General features: G+C 51.8%; 11 protein-coding genes. 1 reads left to right on the forward strand and 10 read right to left on the reverse strand.

Annotation, left to right across the window (positions count from 1 at the left end):
* Window positions 1-10: 10 nt before the first annotated feature.
* The 10 genes from KJW29_RS22385 to KJW29_RS22430 form a co-directional block, all read right to left on the reverse strand.
* Window positions 11-2,266, reverse strand: a complete 2,256-nt coding sequence (locus tag KJW29_RS22385) for a helix-turn-helix domain-containing protein (RefSeq protein ID WP_214626263.1) — start codon at window positions 2,264-2,266, stop codon at window positions 11-13.
* Between the two features lie 55 nt (window positions 2,267-2,321).
* Entirely contained in the window at window positions 2,322-3,185 is an 864-nt protein-coding gene (locus KJW29_RS22390) for a carbohydrate ABC transporter permease (protein ID WP_214626264.1), read from the reverse strand.
* The gene (locus tag KJW29_RS22395; protein ID WP_214626265.1) at window positions 3,179-4,093 is read right to left on the reverse strand and encodes an ABC transporter permease; all 915 of its coding nucleotides are present in this window, start codon (window positions 4,091-4,093) and stop codon (window positions 3,179-3,181) included. Before KJW29_RS22395 ends, KJW29_RS22390 begins: the two co-directional genes overlap by 7 nt.
* Window positions 4,094-4,173: 80 nt before the next feature.
* Window positions 4,174-5,796, reverse strand: a complete 1,623-nt coding sequence (locus KJW29_RS22400; protein ID WP_214626266.1) for an extracellular solute-binding protein — start codon at window positions 5,794-5,796, stop codon at window positions 4,174-4,176.
* A 187-nt stretch (window positions 5,797-5,983) separates the two neighbouring features.
* Complete coding sequence (locus tag KJW29_RS22405; protein ID WP_214626267.1) at window positions 5,984-12,760, reverse strand: immunoglobulin-like domain-containing protein; 6,777 nt, start codon at window positions 12,758-12,760, stop codon at window positions 5,984-5,986.
* A gap of 263 nt (window positions 12,761-13,023) precedes the next feature.
* Window positions 13,024-14,751, reverse strand: coding sequence for an ABC transporter ATP-binding protein (locus KJW29_RS22410; protein WP_214631267.1), 1,728 nt, complete (start codon window positions 14,749-14,751; stop codon window positions 13,024-13,026).
* 137 nt (window positions 14,752-14,888) lie between these two features.
* On the reverse strand, window positions 14,889-15,704 hold the full coding sequence (fdhD, locus tag KJW29_RS22415) for a formate dehydrogenase accessory sulfurtransferase FdhD (RefSeq protein WP_214626268.1): 816 nt from the start codon (window positions 15,702-15,704) through the stop codon (window positions 14,889-14,891).
* Window positions 15,705-15,727: 23 nt separating this feature from the next.
* Window positions 15,728-18,088 carry an FdhF/YdeP family oxidoreductase gene (locus KJW29_RS22420; RefSeq protein ID WP_214626269.1) on the reverse strand — a complete coding sequence of 787 codons (2,361 nt, stop codon included), beginning with the start codon at window positions 18,086-18,088 and terminating at the stop codon, window positions 15,728-15,730.
* Between the two features lie 196 nt (window positions 18,089-18,284).
* A complete protein-coding gene (infC, locus tag KJW29_RS22425; protein ID WP_214626270.1) occupies window positions 18,285-18,782 on the reverse strand; it encodes a translation initiation factor IF-3 in 498 nt (165 codons plus the stop codon).
* A 52-nt stretch (window positions 18,783-18,834) separates the two neighbouring features.
* Window positions 18,835-20,229 carry an MATE family efflux transporter gene (locus KJW29_RS22430; protein ID WP_214626271.1) on the reverse strand — a complete coding sequence of 465 codons (1,395 nt, stop codon included), beginning with the start codon at window positions 20,227-20,229 and terminating at the stop codon, window positions 18,835-18,837.
* Between the two features lie 184 nt (window positions 20,230-20,413).
* Here KJW29_RS22430 and KJW29_RS22435 point away from each other — a divergent pair, with 184 nt between their 5' ends.
* A complete protein-coding gene (locus KJW29_RS22435; RefSeq protein ID WP_214626272.1) occupies window positions 20,414-21,298 on the forward strand; it encodes an AraC family transcriptional regulator in 885 nt (294 codons plus the stop codon).
* Window positions 21,299-21,458 lie beyond the last annotated feature (160 nt).

Consider the following 21,458-nt stretch of genomic DNA (forward strand, 5'->3'; position numbering starts at 1 on the left):
CGTTTTCATGTCACAGATCAACCTGTTTGCGGTAATCGGTTGGCGATACGCCCATATATTTTTTGAACGTAATCGTAAATGACGATAGGTTGGAATAACCCGTCTTTTCCGCAATTTCCGTAACAGAAGCATTCGTTGTTTTCAACAATTCTCTGGCATGCGACAGTCGTACCTTATTCAAGTACTCCACATAATTGACGCCAAAGCTTTTTTTGAAAAAATACGAGAAATATTTCGGCGTTGTTTCCATTACCTCTGCAATATGATCGAGGTACAAATCTTTCATATAATTAAGCTCAATATATTGCGAAATATGCACCGCATTCAGCTTGTTTTTCTGAGCGCCCTTGCTCTGCATGGAAAAATATTGCGCCGCCCGGATCAACGCTTTCTCCATCTGCTTGCTGTCTGCCTGCTGTTCGATTTGTCCCAGAAAGCTTCTCTCCAGTTCATGCAATTCCTTGGGCGCATCGGCCAGCCCTCCGGCAAAATTAATCAAATAGAAAAATATCGTTTTGGCGATATGAACCAGCTGGTAATAATGAACATTGCGATCCACATTTTCTTGAATCGTCTGCCCAATAATCGCGGCGCTCTCCTCCATCTTGCCGGCCAATATGCAATTGGAGAGCTTCTCCAGCTTCTCGAACGGCAGATAGACATTCCATACGGAACGTATCGTTTCTGTATCAAGCACAACGGAATGATCATTGACATGGCGATGCAAGGAAACGTTATTGACTTCAACAAATGCCGCTCTGCAATTATTCATTTCAGACGCATACAAGCGGCTGACGGAGGCACGATTCGTATAATGTCCCAATTCGCTGTCTTTAAGCTTCGTGATCATGATACGCAAACGTCTCAGCAGCGCTCCTCGCTCGCTTTCCGCATTTTGGCCGATCAATGCAATAAAACCGGAATACGCGTAAACGACGATTCCCGCCAAACCTTCCTGCTCCAGACTGCTTTGCAACAACTCTTCAATATCCTCAACAGGTTTCGCCTGCTCGGCAGACCCATTCCCGACAAAATCAACTTCAAATTTGACCATCACAAAATATTTCTCACTGAAAAGCCGGGTATAATGCCGCTGTATTTGGAAATCGAATTTTTTATGATGCAGTTGGCCGTCCCATGCTTGCAGCAGCGTATTTCTGCGCATCTCCGCATCGTAATGCGATATTTGATCGCGATAAACTTCGTTTTCGCTTTGCAGCTTGACAATCCCGCTGTATATTTTGCGGAAATCATCGCCTTTGCTGCGGTCTCCGCCCAGCAGACGAATGATCTTCTTAACCGGCCGATGCATATAAATGCTGGTAAATACAGAAATAATGACTGCGCTTACCGCTGCCAGCAGCATAATCAAATAATTGGCTCGCTCGACAGCGCCCAAATTTTGAAAGCGGAACGGGACTTTTTCGATATAAATATAATGATTGTAGTCGGAATAATAGAAGTTGTATTCGTAATCCTCGCGAGTCCATGATCCTTCCGCTTGCAAGTTAATGCCTTTTTCATTCAAAATATCAACCAGATCGAGCGGCTTGCCTGTGCTGTAGATCATGTTGCGTTCCTGGTCCAGCATCGTCAAGGTCGATCCCGGTATCATCGGCTGCCGATTGACGCGCTGCATTAACGCATCGCTGTCTATAATGACCATAATATCTTTATTGGACGTACTCATCTTGTTGTCCGCTACAGCGACGATCAGCTTGACGTGCCTGGTCTGTTGATTGGTTTCCTGAAGGATCTCATACTCCTCCGTAGGAAAAAGCTTGAATGGATGCTGCGTTTTCGAATAAGCTCTCCAATAATCGGCATTATAAGCTTCGTGCTTATACTTATGATTAAAGAGCAGATCGAAGTCGATCGTACCTCTGGACGTTACCGCCATATTGGAGGAGTCATCGAACACGACAACTTCTTCGATATAATCAACCGTTGAAACCAAAGTGCTGAGATTTTTCACCAGCTCTTGCACTTTCATCATTTTGGAACGGTTGTTAAGCGCCGGGGCCAAAGTGTCATGAGGCGGCAGACGATGGATCGAGTATATAATATTGTTCACGTTTCGAAAGCTATCGTCGAACGATTGCACGATTGATTGTACGACAAGACCGTTATTCTCCGACACCTTGCCATAAATATCCGATATCAGATTGCGATAGATGTAATAGGTGGATACAAACATAATGACGATCACCAACAGACTGGAGATGAATACCTGCAACATACCCAAATTTGTAAACCATCGTCTCACAAGCAGTCAGCTTCCTCTCATTATGCATGTATCCCTCTTGTGCAAGCGATATAGACTACCCTTTCTCCGAACCAAGCATAACGCCTTTGGCAAAATACTTCTGTGCAAACGGATAAATAATCAGCACCGGAATCATCGACAATACAATAGTGGCGTTCTTCATCGCTTGCGGCGCCAGCGCCGAGGCGTCCACCAGATTTGAATCGTTTCCATCTCTAAAAATCAGCATATCCCTTAACACAACCTGCAGCGGGTACAACGTCTGATCGTTCAAATAAATCATCGGCAAGAAAAAGCTGTTCCAATGCCCGATAAAATAAAACAGACCAATCGATGCAATCGCCGGCTTGGACAAAGGCAGCATAATATGGAACAGAATCCGCAATTCCGACGCGCCGTCGATTAAAGCGGCTTCACGAAGCTGATTGGACATATTCTCATAAAATGTTTTCAGAATGAGCAATTCAAAGGTCCAGATCGCATTAGGCAGCACAATCGCCCAAACCGAATCAATCAGCCCCAATCGCTCTACAATCAGAAAGTTGGGAATAATGCCCGGCTGCAGAAACATGGTCAGGACAATCGCGATCATAAAAAATTTCCGGCCAAAAAAATCGGATCTTGAAAGCGGATACGCAGCAATCGACGTCATAAGCAAATTGATAAAGGTGCCCAGCGTCGTGTAGAACACCGTGTTCAAGTAAGCTCGCGGTATTTTATTATCCATCAATACCTTCTGGTAAGCGTCGAAATTAATGCCCTCCGGCCATAAGAAAATATCTCCCCGAATAACGCTGGCCGTATCGCTTATCGAGATGGAGGCGATATATACAATCGGGTACACCGTTACAATCCCGACGCATAGCAGCAGCAACGTATTAAATATCGTAAAAACGCTAATCCGGCGTTGTCCTACCATAGGCCTCTGCCTCCCAATCTCTTGCTGATCAGATGGGCAAACAGCAGCATAACCATGGCGATTACCGCTTCGAACATGCCAACCGCCGCACCGTAGCTATAATTGGATTCGAGCAAACCTTTCCGGTATACAAAGGTGGAAAATACATCCGCGACATTATAAGTCATAGGATTGTACAGCAACAACACTTTTTCATAGCCTACCCGAATCATCGAACCTGTTTTTAATATAAACATAATGAGCACGGTGGGCAATATGCCCGGAATCGTAACATTCCACATCATGCGAAACCTGCCCGCTCCATCCACTCTTGCCGCTTCATATATAGTCGGATTAATGCCGGCAATGGCTGCCAAATACAAGATGGCTTCATAACCCGTGTTGGTCCATATTTCGGACAGGACATAGATGGGCCGGAACCAGCCGGAATCGATCAGAAAATATTTGCTTTCAAATCCAAACAGCATCAATCCTTTGTTTATCAAACCTTGCGTTGGCGACAAAAAATCGATCATCATGCTGCTAATAATGACAACGGATAGAAAGGTAGGCAAATAACTTGCCGTTTGAATCGATTTTTTGAATTTAACCGAGCGCACTTCATTAAGCAATATCGCCAGCAAAATCGGAAACGGAAAGCTGAACACCAGCGACAGAAAACCCAGCAGGAACGTATTGCGGAACAACTGCAGAAATTCCCGGCTGTCAAAAAATTTAATAAAATGCTTGAACCCCACCCACTCGCTGCCGAGTATGCCCTGGAATACGTTGTAATCTTTAAAGGCGATAATCAAACCATACAACGGACCATAACGAAAAATAATATAAAACAACAAGCAAGGCAAAAAAATCATCAGTAGCTGCTTGTCGCGGGAAGCGTGTTTAAATGCCTTGCGCACATAAGCCATGGCAGCGTCCTCCTACATCTACAAAGTAAGCGCCCGATGAATAAATAACCGAGCGCCCTGACTTGATGCTCACAATGCGTTTATTTACTTGCCGCTCCATAACGTTTCTGTGCTTCATTATAAACGGCTGCAAGCTTGGATGCGCCCAACTTCTCGGCGTATTCCTTCCACTCCTCCCAATCCGCGTCGCCATACGCCGGATCGAGAACATAGTTGGCGTTAAACTCCTCCGCCGCTTTTTGCAGCATCGTCTGCAGCTCCACGATTTCCGCCGTTTCTGCATCCGTGAAATTAAGCACCGGATCGAGCGGTTCGAACGATTGGGCAGCAAGCATCGTATCTTGCGCCTCCTGTTCTTTCTCGGTGAAGTTGTAATATACGCTTCTGCGGTCAGGCCGCAGTGTCGCCCCTTCCAGCCATAATCCATATTCATTGGCCAACACATTAATATCGACCAGAGGTACGTCCGTCAACTCAGGGTAGACAGCCTTGTCGTGTTCCAGTGTAAATACTTCTCCCTCCACGCCCATGGACATCAAGGTGCCGCCCGAAGGACTGGACATATAGTCAAGCAATTTCAAAGCAATTTCCGTATTGGCATTGTTGGCAACTGCTATATTCAATTCATTGTTAATCGGGCTTAATGTGCGAATATTGCCTGTCGGACCAACCGGATTGCCATATCGTAAATCATAGGACGGGTTTTTGCTGCTGATCTGGTTATAAAACAAATCAAGACGGCCAATCCAGTCAAAGGTAACAAATGCTTTATCCGTCGTCATCTTGGAGGTCCAGGAATCGGAGGTGTCCGTCAAAAATTCCGGATCCAGCAAACCTTCATTCAACAGCTTCTTAAGGAAATCGATCATTTCCTTATTGGCAGGCTGTATGGGGGCAAATTTCCATTCTGCAGCAGCTTCATCGTAATACATCGGATAACTTTCGCCCCCGATTCCCCATCCGTACGCGTAATCCTTAAATAAATTTGCAGTTGTTTTGGACGCAAGCGGATAGCTTTGCGGGTAATGTTCCTTCAAAGCTTTCAAAGCTTGATAGAACTCCTCCGTGTTCGTCCATAACGGAATATGATGTTGGTCGAAAATATCCTTGCGATACAAGAAGCCATGGTTGACATCGCGATTCATATTATAGATCGGCCAAGTGTACATGGTGCTTTGTTCATCGCCGTAGGATTGCTTAACCCAGCTATTCTCCTCCAGATACAGCTTGGTGAAATTCGGGAGCTGATCCGCATAGTCGGTAATAGCCGCAACCGCTTTCTGTTTGCCCAGCTTCTTGACCTCGGCAAGCGGAAGCCCATGGAAAATATCGGGCAGCTTACCCGATCCAAGCGTCACCCGCAGCTTCTCCTGGAACGTTGCTTTCGAATAAGATTGAAAATCCACATGAATGCCTGTACGTTTCTCGATCTCCTTGACAATAAATTTATCCGCTACCGGATTTTCGCTGACAACCATCCATGTAATCGTTGTTGGCTTATCGACAAGCGGAAGCGTTAATCCGCCCGTATCTCCATAATCGGGAGCTGCCGCTTCAGAAGCTGGTGGAGCGCTTGTGTCGGCACTTGGACTCGGGTTTGCAGAGTTGGAAGCCCCCTGCTCCTCTCCCTTGCCTGCGCATGCTGCCAACAATGTCATAAGCATCGCGATTGCGACTGCCAAGACTAATCCTTTCTTGCTCATCTTTTGTTTCCTCCCTTTCATATTGTGAAGCTGTCGTCCGACACTTTTTATATTAGGAAAACGCTTTAATTTCGTAAATATGAGGAAATCGTGAAGGTCACAATCCCGGCCTTCCAGCCCTCTTCTCGCCCCAAAACCCTTGTAAATCAAGGCCTCAGGGCGAGTGGAAATAATATAACAGTGGAAATTATGAGAATGCGATAAAATCTGCTTTGCTTAACAAACGCTTGATCATAACAACCATCTCTGCTCTTGTCAGCTTGCCCTTTGGATCCAGCTGGCTGCCGGACTTGCCCTGGACAAGTCCATTCTTGACAGCAATAGCCATGGACGAAGCAGCCCAATCCAGCTGCCCGGAATCGACGAAAGGAGCAAGGCGCTCGGCTTGCTGTTGTTCGCTAGTCGTCGTATCCATGCCGATATAAGTCATGGCTCTGACAAGCATCATCACAATTTCCGCACGGGTAATGACGGCATCAGGACGGAATGCTCCATCTGTATAACCCTGGATAAGACCAGTACCGGTTGCCGCGCCTACTGCTGACGAATACCAGCTGTCTGACTGTACATCGCTGAAACGGTCCGGCGCAGCAGTCTCCGGCAAACTGAGCGCACGCGCAATCAAAGCCGCGAATTCAGCGCGCGTCACCTGTTGATCCGGAGCAAACCTGTCACTGCCAATACCATTGACGAGTAATTTGTTAGCCAGCAAGAGAATATCTTCCTCGGCCCAATGCCCTGATATATCATTGAAGCTTCTGTTGCTTGTTGCAACGGTATAGATAATGCCCGTCCCGGTATGCTTGATCAATGCCAGTTTTTGACCGTTTCTGATTGCGAATGAAGTCGGAGCGAAACCCGGATGCTTCGTATCTCCATTGAAAAATACACCTGTTGTACGTTCATTAGCAACATCACTGTCCAACAGAAAAATTCCGTTTACACTGCGATTATCTATTGCCAAGTGTTTGACCGTTCCGTTCTCATCCACCGATTGTATGCTGAAGCTGACTGCGGGAGCAATCTGTACAGCTCCTGCTTGTTGCAGCGCCAAGCGCAAAGCCGCAGCAGCCTGATCCGATAATGGCTCTACCATAAATCGCACATTCGCCCCATTCGGCACTTGCCCTAGTTGCTCAAGCCAGTCCTGCCGTTGCAACTGCGACAGAGTCAATTCGAAAGAAACGTTCAGATTCGAAACAACAACACGCTGTTCTCCTTCCTGCCCTTGCAGCGTATTCCGCAAATCGGATACTTTCATATCGGTATAAGTGTCCGTTATATTGACTTCAATAACAGAATTTCCCGCCGTCGGCTTCTCCTCCGGGTTTACCGGGAACAGAGTGCCGGCTGGAGGCGTATCTCCATCTCCGCTTCCCCCGCCTGCTTCAGAAACTGCGGCTACTGTAAGCTGGAACCGCTGCTTTCTCTCTATGCCTTCCAATTGAAGTATGGCTACGAGTTCCACTGTGACGTCGCCCACATTGGAAGCAGGACGCACAACGACGCCATTATTGCCAATATACTCAGGATGACTCGATTGCCAGCCGACAAGCGCCCCGTTCACCCCCGTTGCCGCCAATACAAGATCGGAAGTTATATGCCCGGCGTGATCGCTGCCAGAGTAGCCGATCAAATCGCTCCCCTTATCCGCTTCCAGCTTCGCAGTAACGAGTCCGCTGTCCAGCACATCATTGCTGTCGGGATAGGTGTACCTTACAATTCCGGTGAAATCGGAGAAGTAGATGTTCCCGATAGAGTCCTTCTCTATAAAAATGGAGCCGCCTGTACGAAGGATCTCCACTTCCATGGTTTCCGGATTAATGCGGAAAAATTTCCCCGTCGTATTTCCATAAATATAGCCGTCATCGCCAAGCATCAATTGACCGCCATATACAACGGCTGATGTTTTGGCTGCATAATTAATTTCCGGGAACAGGTTTTGATTGTAAATGATATTGCCGCTGCTTGGGTCATAGATAAAAATATGGCCTTCGTCCATTCCCCATATTTTTCCGCTTCCATCGGTTATAAGAGAAGTAATGACTCGCTTTTCTGCAGCTACTTCCATCTCGAACAGCTTCTCGCCGGCAGCGACATCGTAGGCAAAAAACTTCGCCGAAGTCTCCGTAGGATCTATGCCAAGACCGCCCCATACCGAAGTTCCGCCATACAGGATGCCATCGGCATATTCCAGCGCCACTACACTTTGATTCTGAACAATATTGCGTTTCACTACAGGAGGCGCGCCTGTCGCCGGGTTATAGATCGCAATCACTCCGCCTAGCATCCCATAATCCGGAACCGTGCCGACAAAAACAAGTCCGTCTCCGGCCGCCATTCCAAACGGTCTGTCCTGTTGATACTGGCTATTTAACTCAAACACTCTTCTCGGATTATTGCCTCCCAGATGAATATCCCATGGCAAGGAAGGATCATATTCCATCAGATTGGCATGCGTATAAGTGCCGAAGTAGGTTTTGCCTCCAAGCGCCACGCCGTTCTCGATCTGCGCCAAACCTTCACGCATAAACGGCTGGCCGCTCAGCGGATAATAAACTCCTGTGCCTCCGCCCAAATGGTTGCCCGTATAAATGCCGCCGTCCGAACCAAGCAGAATGCTTCTTGCACCTTCGCTGGACGAAGGCAATTCGGCTGGTCCGCTTCTCAGCTGTCCTGTCTGCAAATTATAAACAAATGTGCCCGTCTTGCCTCGGTAAACGGAACCCATGCCAACCAGCGAGTAGCCCGGATAATCTTCCTGGTTTCCCATTTGCACAACGGACAAGGTCATCGGCGTTACTCCGGTCATGACAGGGGCACCCCCCGGATCCAACACTAATCCTTGTGTTTTGGAAGCAATGTCGTAATAATGAAGCTTTTGGTCGGCACTTATAAAATAAATTTTCCCGTTCGCTTCATTGGATACAACATAGCTGTCCTGCAAGATGTCGTCTACCTCAACCGATACCGTACCATCTTGATGTTTGGCGATATCCAACACCATAATGCTGGCGCTCGGTGTAGTAGTTGCGAACAATTTGCCCCCTGTATACTTCAAGTGGTACACAAATGTTTTGTCAGTCAAATATTGTTCCAGCAATGACTGCGTCTGCCCTGTCGCCAAATCATAACGCACCAGCTTGGCATGACTGCCTATGCCCGCATACAATGCATCATTTTCCAGATCGACCGCCAGCCCGCGCACGTACTCTTCTTCGTTATCAAATCGTTGGCCGGCCCCATGCGGACTCACTGTCGTAAATCCTTCGCCCGGTGTATATTTGAACACATAAGCGCTATTATAAGTGCCGCCATAGATGACGCCATTCCCGCCATCAGCCATGCTGAACGGCGAGCTTTGACCCGGAACGGCAATTCCCAGATCAATCAATTGTGCCGCACCAGGCACATATTTGTATATTCTTCCTTCGGTGTAGGCCCCCACGTATATATTGCCGTCAGAACCCGCTATTACAGCAAAGGAACCTTGCGTCGTTCTCATCGGAATTTTCAAGATCGTCTCGCCGCTTTCCAGATCAACGCCCACAAAATGGGTATTTTCCAGAGAAGCATCCGCCATTACCGAATAAGCAATATCCTTTCCATCCACCGTCTTGCCGTAAGCCGAGCTTTGAATCAACTGCAGGCGGATTGGCACGCCCAAGTACGTATACTCCTTGGATATATACGTCTCATCGAACCAGACCGTACTGTTGCTTTCAACGGACAGCATCAATGCGGCATAGCTTGCTCCTTCCGGAACTTCGTATTTAACGCCGAGATTGGTCCATCCTTGTTGCGGTGTATCCACGCTTGCTTGCTCGGTATGAAGCAAATTTTGCTGCTTGTCATAAAACCGAAGAGAAATATTAGCGGTCCCCGCCTCCAGGTACACTTTGGAAAATGCAGAAAACCTCTCTCCCGGAACCGCAAACATTTTCTCTCCTTCAATAACAGGTACGGCGCCCGACTGCGCATGTACCTTCAAGGACGATTCACCGCTAAAAACGACAGTGTGATCAATCGTTGCTTGCCCATCCCCGGTGCTAATCAGCCATCCGGAAGCTCCATTTTCAAACCCGCGATTATCTTGCTTAAAATCATTGCCCGACACCTTTACCTCATCGACAATAAATCGTGCTGCTTCAGACGAATCCGCCCATAGGATGACTCTCAGATGATGCGTACCTGCCGGCGCAGTCGTTCTCACCCATAAATCCTGCCATGAGCCTGGGCCTGCTTCAACCAAAGCACCTTCGCTCATCACAAAATTGCCGGCCGAATCATAAAATCTTAGCTCCAGACGCGCGCTGCCTGTTTGAATATGAACTTTGGCGCTTGCTGTGTACTCCATCTTTTGCTCGGCTCGAACAGCCGAGCTTTGTACCACAACTGCTGCGCCTCCTTCGTTATTGATTTCAAGCCCATTGCCCGCATATCCTTGACTCGTAATCGCAACGGAATTAGGATTTCCGGCAAGCTGCGCCCATTCGGACATCCCGTCGCCAAAACCGGGATTCAACAAGTCCGCTCCAACCGTTGCCGATCCAACAACTGCCGCTGCAACCGTCAATGGGAAATGGACCGTTTGCGAATACATCCCCCGCGTCACCAGCGCAGTCAATACAACCTCCACAGCTTCACTGGACCGGTTCACAGCCCCGTTTCTGGAAATCACATTTTCCCGGTTCGAACTCCATCGTATAATCGTTTGGTGCCCGCCAATAACAGACAAGCCCACATGACCAGTGACATTTGTTTCCGTATCTCCGCCAATAAAGCCAATAGACAGCGCCGCCGCATCTGCGGCAACAGCGTCACTGTCGGACATAGCTGTATTGTCAGCAGGCAGAGCGGCGTCAAGCTTTATATCATCCAGCCATACTTTTCCGATGTAGGTAGAGGTCGTCCCTACGCCTGTGCTAACATAACGCGTCTCCGCCGGAGCAACCGCAACAATCGTCAGCGGTGTCCAGTTGTTGGCCGAGCTATTGTTGTAAGGTCCGCCTACCGATTTGGTTTCTATTAAATTATGGCCTTTATCGTAAAAATAAAGATAGAAATAAGCGGAGCTGCTTTTTCTTTCCAGCTGATAGATTTGTGCGGATGCCGTATACGTAATGCCTGGCGCCGCCAGTTCCTTTCCCCCTTCAATGGTATACGTTTGCGCCGCACTGTGGTCATCTACAAACAAACTGTATTGACCGGAGTAGGCTCTGGTTGTCACCGTATCTACGGCCGACTGCGCCCCCACCTTCATATTCCAGCCCGTTAATCCTTGCTCAAAGTCTGCATTGACGATCGGTATTTGTACATGAGTCATCGTTGTTCCCGATGCTTTGACCGTTAAATGGAAGCTGCGTGCAACCGTCTGGCCCCCCGCCGTTAAAGCAGCGGTCAATGTTACGCCCACATCCCCTGTGCCGAGTGTCGGTCTTGCGACCGTGCCATCAGATGCGATATATTCCTCATGGCTGGATTGCCAGACGATGTTGGAATATTGGCCTTGTGTCGGCAAAACCAGGTTTCCGGTTACAGATTGCTCCGAATCTCCTTCTGTAAATTGTATCTCCAATGCTTGTCTGTCCAACTCCAGAATTTCAGTGTCTCTGTAGCTTGTCAGCTTAACATCGTCAAAATAGCTTGTGCCTACATTGCTTGCCCCGATATATAGCAACACGGATACATATTTTGTGCCGGCCGGTGCAGTGTCGGCAACTTGCAGCGTTTGCCACTTGTTGCGGACGCTGGACGAAGCGGAGGCTTGATGGAGCCGAATCCCGTTCCCGTCATAAAATCTCATATAAATAGCTGCAGAGCTACTTTCAATAAACAACTCGGATGAGGCCGTATAATGCAGCCCTTCGCCTGCCTCGATCTGATCGCTTTCCATTCCCAGCGCTGCCGTAGAACTGGTATCTTGCAGCCTCAAGCTGTAATTGCCGTTGGACTTTTGTATCGTATCAAGCGCAACATCGGCAGCTGCGCCTGCGATACGAGTCCAGCCCGTTAAATCGCCCGTTTCAAAACCGGCGTTGGTTATCGTTCCCGGATAGCTCATAACGGTCAAATCAAAGGATTTGGTTAGCGTGACACTCCCCGCTTGAATAGAGGCAGTCAATGTGGCTGGATGGTCACCGGCCAACGACGAAGGTCTTGACACATGGCCGCCTGGAGATATCCTATCCGGATGGCTGGAAATCCACGTTATAGCGGATCCCGCAGCGCCCGATACCGGGAGGACGACATTGCTCTTCACTGTATCCGCCGTTTCTCCCTGTGCAAATTCGATTTGCAGCGCGTCTCTGTCACTGGTGGCATTGGCAAGATCCGTCTCTTCATTGCCTCCTCCTCCCGGTTCTTCCTCCGCTTCTTCCTCCAAACTTATCGCATCATACCAAGCACCTGCGCTGACATATGCGCCAGTTGTGCCGATTTTAACGTTAACCGCCGCGGTCCCGACCGGGGCTGCTGCACTCACTGTCAGAGCCTGCCAAACATTATTGGAGGCAGATGCCGAAGTCTCAATAATAGGCGTTACTGGAATTTCAACATCAGCTTCATCATAAAATACAAGGCTCAACTTGGCGTATCCAGCCGCTCTCCCGGTCTGATAAAATTGAGCCTGCGCCGTATACTCTTTACCGGCTGCGGCGGCGGCCTTTTCGCTGACCAGCATATAACCGCTTGAGTTGTTATCCGTTATTTTCAGACTTTTAGTTCCTTCCTTTACATAGGCTGCCGTCGTATCGATCGTTACCGCGGCAGATGCCCCCGAAACCTGCGTCCATCCCTGTTTCCCGTCTTCAAAGCCCGGATTGGTTAATTCCAACGTTAAAGATGCTGCGCTTGCTCTTGCGTTTGGCGATGCCAAATGACCGGCCAAAGAAAACAGCAATGTCATGCAAAGTCCAATCGACATAAATTTGTACAGCCCATTTTTTGTCCGTCGACTACTCATCCGCGTATCTCCCCCGTCTCAAATTTTGTATTGCAAAACCAATGGTATGAAAGCGTTTTAAAAATGTAAATGCGGCATTTTCAATGTTTGTCTTTTTTCGCACCGTCCACCCTTAAACCGCGCTAACCGTTGATTTCTCCCTCTTTTCAGGACATGGAAAATATATAAATCGCGAAAAGGAAAAAGCGATGTAGAAAAAAACCTCATGCCAAAAGGCATGAGGTTTTTGGATTACAGCTTGCGTTTATCAAAGCGATATAAGGCTAGGTTGTGCGGGCAGGACCGAATTGCGCTTCGTGCAGCCGGCTGTAGATGCCGCCTGCTGCAACCAGCTCATCATGACGTCCTTGCTCGCTGATGCCATCTTCCGTGACGACGATGATCCGGTCGGCGTTTTTGATCGTCGCCAGCCTGTGCGCGATGACCAAAGTCGTGCGGCCAACGGACAATTCCGACAGCGACTGCTGGATCGCTTGCTCCGTCTCGGTGTCGAGCGCGGAAGTCGCTTCGTCGAGGATCAGGATCGGCGGGTTCTTGAGGAACATCCGCGCGATAGCCAAACGCTGCTTCTGTCCGCCGGACAGCTTGACGCCGCGTTCGCCGACGACCGTATCCAGACCGTCCGGCAACGAACCGATGAACGCCTCCAGCTTCGCCCGGCGCGCCGCTTCCATAATCGCCTCGTCGCTTGCGCCCAGCTTGCCGTAAGCGATGTTCTCGCGAATCGTGCCCGCGAACAGGAAGACGTCCTGCTGCACGATGCCGATGCTCTTGCGCAGCGACTCCAGCTTCAGATCGCGTATATCGTGTCCGTCGACGGTAATGCGGCCGCCGGAAATTTCATAGAATCGCGGCAGCAAGCTGCATAACGTTGTTTTGCCCGCTCCTGACGGTCCTACGAATGCAATGGTCTCCCCGGCGGTAATGGAAAGATTAATGCCGTCAAGCACCTTGGCTTCGCCTTCGTAACCGAAATCCACATTCTCGTAACGAATATCGCCGCGAAGACGGTCCACTTCTTTGGCATCGGGTCGATCCGCCACGTCCGGTTCGGTATCCATCAGCTGAGCGTAACGTTTGAAGCCTGCGATGCCCTTCGGGTAGCTCTCGATAACGGCGTTAATTTTTTCGATGGGCTTAAAGAAAATGTTCGTCAACAAAATGAACGTGAGGAAGTCGGCGTAGGACATGCCATCCGTAATGACATAATAAGCGCCCGCGATCAGCACGAACAGCGATACGATACGCATCAGCATGTAGGACACGGAAGCGTTCATGCCGATGATTTTGTACGAAATGAGCTTCGCCTCGCGGAATCGCAGGTTGTTGCCTTTGAACAGCTTTCCTTCATGTTTCTCGTTCGCGAACGCTTGAACGACGCGAATGCCGCCAACCGTATCCTCGACGCGCGCGTTGAAGTCCGCCATGTCGCTGAAGAGGCGATTCGCCGCTTTCGTCATGCGACCGTTGAAATAAAGCACGAGCCAGATAATGATCGGCACGATAATGAACGTCATGATCGCCAGCATCGGGTGGATGTACAGCATGATGCCGAATGCGCCGACCAGCGTCATCGCCGCGATGAACATATCCTCGGGACCGTGATGCGCCACCTCGCCAATCTCGAACAAGTCGTTCGTAAGACGCGAGATGAGATGGCCCGTCTTCGTGTTGTCGAAGAAGCGGAATGACAGTTTCTGCACATGATCGAACAGCGCGCGGCGCATATCCGTCTCGATATTGATGCCGAGCATGTGTCCCCAGTAGGTGACGATATAGCTGAGGAACGTGTTGATGACATAAATAAGCAACAGCACCGCGCTCGCCGATACGATCAACCCCCAGTTCTCATCCGGGAGCAGTTCCCTGACGACGTGGCCAACGGCCAGAGGGAAGGCTAACTCCAATATAGCCAGCAGAACCGCGCAGCTGAAATCAAGGAAAAACAACTTTTTGTAAGGCTTGTAATACGAAAAAAAACGACGCAGCATGGTATTCTCCTGTTCTTCTGTATTGAATCCTCCGTCCATGGCTGACGCCTCTAGCCGGGTTACTCCTTAAATTGCAATGGTCTTGATAAAGGTTTTCAATAACCTCTTTAGCATTTTCACCTAACGCTTGTCGTGTGTCAAGGTAATCCATGACTTATAATCAAACGTTCCCGGTGCGTATATACGCTAAATCTCCGTCCCCGGATGAATCCGATGCAAGTGATGCCTAACTCGTCCGCAAGCCTGAGCGCGAGATCGGTCGGGGCGGACTTGCTGAGCAGCAAGCCGCAGCCCATCTTGGCCGCCTTGAGCACGACCTCCGACGACAGCCTGCCGCTGAACGCGATAAGCTTATCTCCCATCCTCGCGCCATGGAGCATGCTGTAGCCGTACAGCTTGTCGAGCGCGTTGTGCCTTCCGATGTCCGTACGCACCGCAAGCAGCTCGTCCGGCGTGCATAACGCCGCATTATGGACGCCACCCGTGCTGATGAAGTCCGCCGAACTCTCCTGCAACGCGGCCATCAGCAACCATACCTGCTCATCCGTCACCGTCATCCGCGTCATAATCGTCCTGGCCGTCAACATATCCCCGTGGTAATAAAACTGCCGCCCCTTCCCGCAGCAGGAGCCGATAAATCGCTTGGACGAACGCTCCCGGCCGATCGACGGTTCTCCGTCCAGCACGACGTACGCATAGCCGCGATCTCCATCGATCGTCAGCTTCTTTACCTGCGAGGCGCTTCGAATCGCGCCTTCGGAAGCGAGGAAACCGTACACCAGCTCCTCCTGATGCGTAGGGGAACAAACCAACGTGCCGAATTCATCGCCGTTCAGCACGACCGTCAACGCGTATTCGCTTGCGATCTCATCCTCCAGCTCGCGAGGGATGCCGTCTTCGCCGACATGGAGCGTCTGCCACTTCGTCACGTTGCCGCGTCCGCCGTCATCCATTCCCGTCACCTCCGCTACTTCGCTTATTCCGGTACGTCCGTCTCCAGCTCCTCTACCCGCTTCTCCACGTACTTGGCATCCTTGAGCGCATGGAAGGTATCCGCCCGCTCCACCGCAACCGACGCATTGTATTCCGGAATACCTGCAAACGGCTCGTATTGACCGGCGGCGAACAACACATTGCCTTCCGGCCAGAACAGCTCGATATTGCCGGGAGCGACCGGCGCAAGCTTGGCCCGGCCATGGAACACGCCGCCCCGGTTGTAAACGACGATAGCTTCCCCTGCCCGAATGGAAAGCGCTCCGGCATCTTCGGGATGGATCAGCACATCGTACCTGTCCGCGCCGTTAAAGCTGTCCTTCTCTCCATAAATCATGGAGTTGAACTGCTTGCCGCGCCTTGTCGTCGCGTAGAATCGCCCTTCCGCCTTGCGCAGCTCAGGCAGCTCGACAGGTATCAGCTTCGCCTTGCCGTCCGGCGTCGGACATTCGCCGTCCTCGCACAGCCATGCTCCTCCCCATTGAAACACGTCCCCGCGCTTGCCGAGGCGTTCGATGCCGCGATAGTATGGCGCCGCCAGCGCGATCTCCGCCCGAATCGCGGCCGCGTCCCGGAACCGGACGGCAGACGCCTCCGCCCCTTCCGGACGAACCCGCGCCGCCAGCTCGCCGAAAATATCCCACTCGGCGCGAGCCTCAGCGATCCGAGGCCCTTGGATCTCCGGCGAATAATAGACCATCCTCTCGGTCGACGTCGACGTGCCTCCTCCCGGCTGCTCGTATCTGGTCATGGCGGGCAGGAGGATGACCTCCTCCGCGGCATCCAGCAGCGCCGAGCTGTTAAGTACGATATCCTGGTGGACGCGCAGCTCCACCGCCTCCAGACTGGCCTTCACGGAGGCGGGATCCGGCATGGTCTCCAGGAAGTTGCCGCCCGACGTGTAGAACAGCTTGAGCTTGCGCTCATGCCCTTCCGGCAGCAATGCGTTCTCCAGCGAGACGCCGACGATGTCGCCTTGCCAGTCCGGGAGCTTAAAGCCCCATAGCCGCTCCAGCCGCTCGGCGTCCTCCGGCGAGAATTCGCCTCCCGGCAGGCTAAACGGATCCGCGCCCATCTCGCCGGAGCCCTGCACCCCGCTGTGTCCGCGAATGGGCATAAGACCGCAATGCTCCCTCCCCAGAAATCCCCGCAACAGCGCAAGATTCGCCACCTGCGAAATATTGTCCGTCCCGAATCGATGCTGCGTCAGCCCCATGCTCCATACGAATACGCCGGTGCGGGCTTCCGCCAACAGCGCGGCAAACTCGCGAATCCGCTCTCGCGACAGCCCGGAGGAGGACTCCAGCAGTTCCCACGGCTGCTGCTGCACATGAGCCCTGAGCTCCTCGTAACCATGAGCGTGACGCTCCACGAATGCATGATCAACCGCGGAGCCGGGGCGCTCCTCCTCCATCCGGAACCACGTCTTTATAACGCCGTGCATAAACGCAATATCCCCGCCGATGTTCACCTGATAGAAATCGTCGGCGAGCTTCGTCCCGAACATCGCCGATTCCGGAATGGACGGGATCCAGTAGCCATCCATCGCGGGTTCTCTATAGGGGTTGATGACGATAATCCGCGTCCCCCGGCGTTTCGCTGCGTACATATATTTGGTCGAGACGGGTTGATTGTTCGCAGCCACGCTTCCCCAGAAGACAAGCACATCTGAGCCGATCCAGTCCTTGTAGCTGCATGTCGAAGCGCCGACTCCGATAGAGCGCTTCAGTGCGGTTTTCGAAGGCGAATGGCAGATGCGCGAAGCGTTGTCGATATTGTTCGTGCCGATCCACCTGGTTGCTTTCGCCGCCGCGTAATACGTCTCGTTCGTAATGCCGCGGCCCGTCAAATAGAAAGCGATCGACTTCGGGTCCACGGAGCGTGCCTTATCCGCTATGCGAGTGAGCGCTTCGTCCCACGAGAGTCGGCGGAACCTCGTCTCTCCCCGCTCGCGAACGACGGGATAAGGCAGCCGTCCCAGCCGGCGCAATTCGGCGCTGCTGAGCTTGCGCAGCTCCTCGATGTCGGCATGCAGCAACCTCTCCGATATGGCACGCATCGTATTTAAACGCAGCACGTTCAAGCGCGTCGTGCATAGATGCGGTCCTTCCAGCGTCTGGTCGTACAAACCGGAGACGCCAAGCGCGCAGCCGTCGCAGACGCCCTGAGTCAATATTCTGTAAGCGTATGCAAGATTGTCCCGATTATCCCACGCCGCCTTCATCGTATCACGGATATGATGCGGCTTCGTTAATCCCAGCCCAAATGGCCGCTTGCTGACCCACAGCTTGGTGTCCGGCCGCATAGGCAGCTTGATTCGTCCGGTATGCTGCGTCCTCCCCATCCTCTCGCCCTCCTGTCTTTACGTCCCAAAAGCAAAAGGACCGTCTGCGCGAATGATGACACCAGCGATTGGTTTGCTCATTCCATGACGGTCCTGATTCTGGTTGCGCCTTGCTTGCGGTCAGTGTAACAAGAAATCGGCTTGCGGGCAATCCCCAGTTCGCGGCCGCTATGCAGCAAACTTCGTCCCCCGGTAGTTATGCCGGCAGCATCTCCACCGCAGCTTGCTTGCCGCTGAGCTGAATGCCCGTCGCTTTCTTCCCGCTCCCCGACAAGTCGGCTACCAAACGTTCTAGCAGCGCCTTCGCCTTTGGCCCCTCCTTGCCGGAGATCTTGACGACGAGCAGCACCCGGTTGCCGGAATCCAGCAGCTTGGCCGCCTGCCTCAGCTTCGTATCGTAATCATGATCCTCGATGTCCGGCGTCAAACGAAGCTCTTTGACCTTGCCGGAGCCTTCCTTCAAGCGGCTCTCCTTGTTCTCTTGATCCCGCTGCGCCTTAGCCGAGCCGCGGCTAACCAGCTTGCAGGGCGGGGGACTGCTCATCAGCGACGTGCAGACGAGATCCGCCTTGGCCTCCTTGGCGAGCGCGAGCGCCTCCTGGCGGGACAGCACGCCGAGAGACTCCCCGTTTAACCCCGTCAGCAATACCTCAGAGCTTTTTATTTGTTCATTTATTAATAGTTTTCCGGACATAACGCGTTCATTCCTTTCCGTGCTTGCATAAGAGAAGTGGGCTCTCCCTGCATTATACGTCAAGGGCGCCTTTTTGACGAACGCCCCGGATAGGCTTTACCTCGACAGCCATGTCGCCGCCGGCTTCCCGCAGCTTCTTCCGCCCCCGCCAGCGCATAAACGACAGCGCTCCTCGGAGATATTCATCCATAATCATCGCAACGTAGATGCCCGTCAGCCCCCAGCCCAGCCCGATGCCGAACCAATAGGAAACCCCGGTGGCAATGACGGATAACGAGCTTAGCGAGATCCACATCGTGTACTTTGTATCGCCAACGGCGTTCAACGAGTTCTGAAGCGCCATGTTGACCATTTTGCCCGGCTGCAGAAGGATGTTAAGACCCAGAAGCGAAACGCCGAACGCGACGATGGTGCTATCTTGCGTGAACAAGCCAAGTACCGGCTTGCCGATCGCATAGATGACTAGGGCGTTTACGAAGACAAGTCCCAGACCGATCGCCAGCCCCCGATACGCCGTTCTGTATGCCTCTTGCATACGGCCTGCCCCGAACAGATGGGCGATCTGGATTTGCAGTGCCAATGCGATGGAATATCCCAGCATAAAGCAGAACGATTCCAGCGTGTTCATATACGTCCGCGCCGCCAGTTCCGCCGCGCCGATCATGGCAATATAGGAGAATATCGCCATCTGGGAGAACACCCAGCACGACATATTGACGCCCAGCGGCCAGCCGATGCGCATGATTTCGCCGAACAATCCGCGATCGAACAGCTTGAAGTCACGGAGCGCGATGCGGCGTTCGAATGTATGCAGGAACATATAGAGCAGCACCAATACGGCCAGCAGACGGCAGATAACGGTGGAGAGCGCCACGCCAAGCAGACCCAGCTTCGGGAAGCCCCACACTCCGAAAATAAACGCGTAATTCAGCGCAACGTGAACGACGTTCATTCCGATGGCGATATACATAGGTCCTTTCGTATTGCCGGTGTTGCGGATAGCCGTGCTGAGCGACGACATCAGCGCGACCAGCACCATGCCTCCGCCGACGATCGACACATACGTTTCCGCCAAAGGAAGCAGCTCGCCTGGCAGCTGGAGCCAGGCCGATATCTCCTTCGGATACAAATAAAGCACGACGCTGAGCAACAGTCCCAGCCCGCCGCTGACGGTCAGCGACATGATGCCGATTTTCCTTGCATCCTCGCCTTTCCTTGCCCCCAGCTTCTGAGCGATCAGAATGCCGGCTCCGCTTGCTACCGTCACGAACAACGTCATGACCGCCGAAAATAATTGATTCGAAAACCCCACTACGGCAACCGCATCGTCCGAGATGCGGCTGACCATCAGCGTATCTGCCGCTCCAAGCAGAAACTGCAGGAACAGCTCGATGAAAATAGGCCAGGCGAGCGCCCATAATGTTAGTTTTTTGGCAGTATGATCCATGTTACAGCCTCCCGCCGGGGAGCTGCATAGCAGCCCCTCATGTAGCTTGATGTCTTCTTGCATTATAGTTGGTATACTGAAAAAAAGGGTTCATAATTTCAACCGAAACTTTCAATATTCCAACCTGCTGTTTAGGAGGTTTACCGCAATAGGAGAATTGCCACGTTAGGAGGATTTCCGCATTATGAGTATTATCGAATTTACGGTTCCGCCGTTGCCGCATTACATAATAGGAGGACATGCCGACATGCCGCCAGGGCGAAAGCATCCCGCACGCAGAGCCATCGGCGTATTCGATCTAATCGTCGTAATCAAGGGAAGCCTCTATCTGGGCGAAGAAGATCGCCATTACGAAGTGAGTGCCGGCCATGTGCTGATCCTGCGCCCGGATGCGGAACATTATCCGACGCGAGCTTGCGAGGAGGACACGGAATATTATTGGGCGCATTTCCACACGCTTGGAGGCTGGTCCGTAGCGGAGGATATGCTCGCCTCTGCGAGAATGAGCGATTCCGCTGAGCCCGTGCCCGTCGCCGAACAATTCGCGCCGCGCCTGTTCGTCAAGCGTATTCCTCAATTCGCCAAAGCCGTCAAGCTGACCGTGCTGGAAAATAAGCTGCAGCAGCTGTCACAGATGAGCATCAATGATCATATTCACGGCGTCCGCTGGAAGCAGCAGCTCCTCTTCCAGGAGGTTATCGACCTGCTGTCTGCTTCGGTCGAAGCCGGATCGCCGACACCCGCCCTCGCGTGCGCCGAGAAAGCCGCCTCCTACCTCCGGCATCATTACCGGGAGGACATAACCGCGCAGTCGCTCGGCGAGAGCATCAACTTCCACCCCGTCTACATCGCGCGCTGCATGAAACGCGAATTCGGCTGCTCGCCGTTCGACTACCTGCTGCGCTTCCGCATCCAGCAGGCCAAGCTGCTTCTGCTGCAGACGGATCTGCCCGTCTCGCGCATCGCCGAGGAGGTCGGCTTCAATCAGTCTGCCTACTTCGCGACTTGCTTCGCCAAGTTCGAGGGGCTGTCGCCGCGCCAATACCGCCAGCGGTTCTCGCTGAATTAGCTTTAGTTCGCCAAATTGGGAGGCAAGGGGCACGGGTATGATTTTTCGAGTACATTGCCACGGTTTGGGGCTACTGCGGCGTATCCTGTATGATTTTTCGAACACATTGCCACGGTTTGGGGCTACTGCGGCGTATCCTGTATGATTTTTCGATTACATT

The organism is Paenibacillus agaridevorans, from assembly GCF_018604145.1.
GTDB classification, from domain to species: domain Bacteria; phylum Bacillota; class Bacilli; order Paenibacillales; family Paenibacillaceae; genus Pristimantibacillus; species Pristimantibacillus agaridevorans.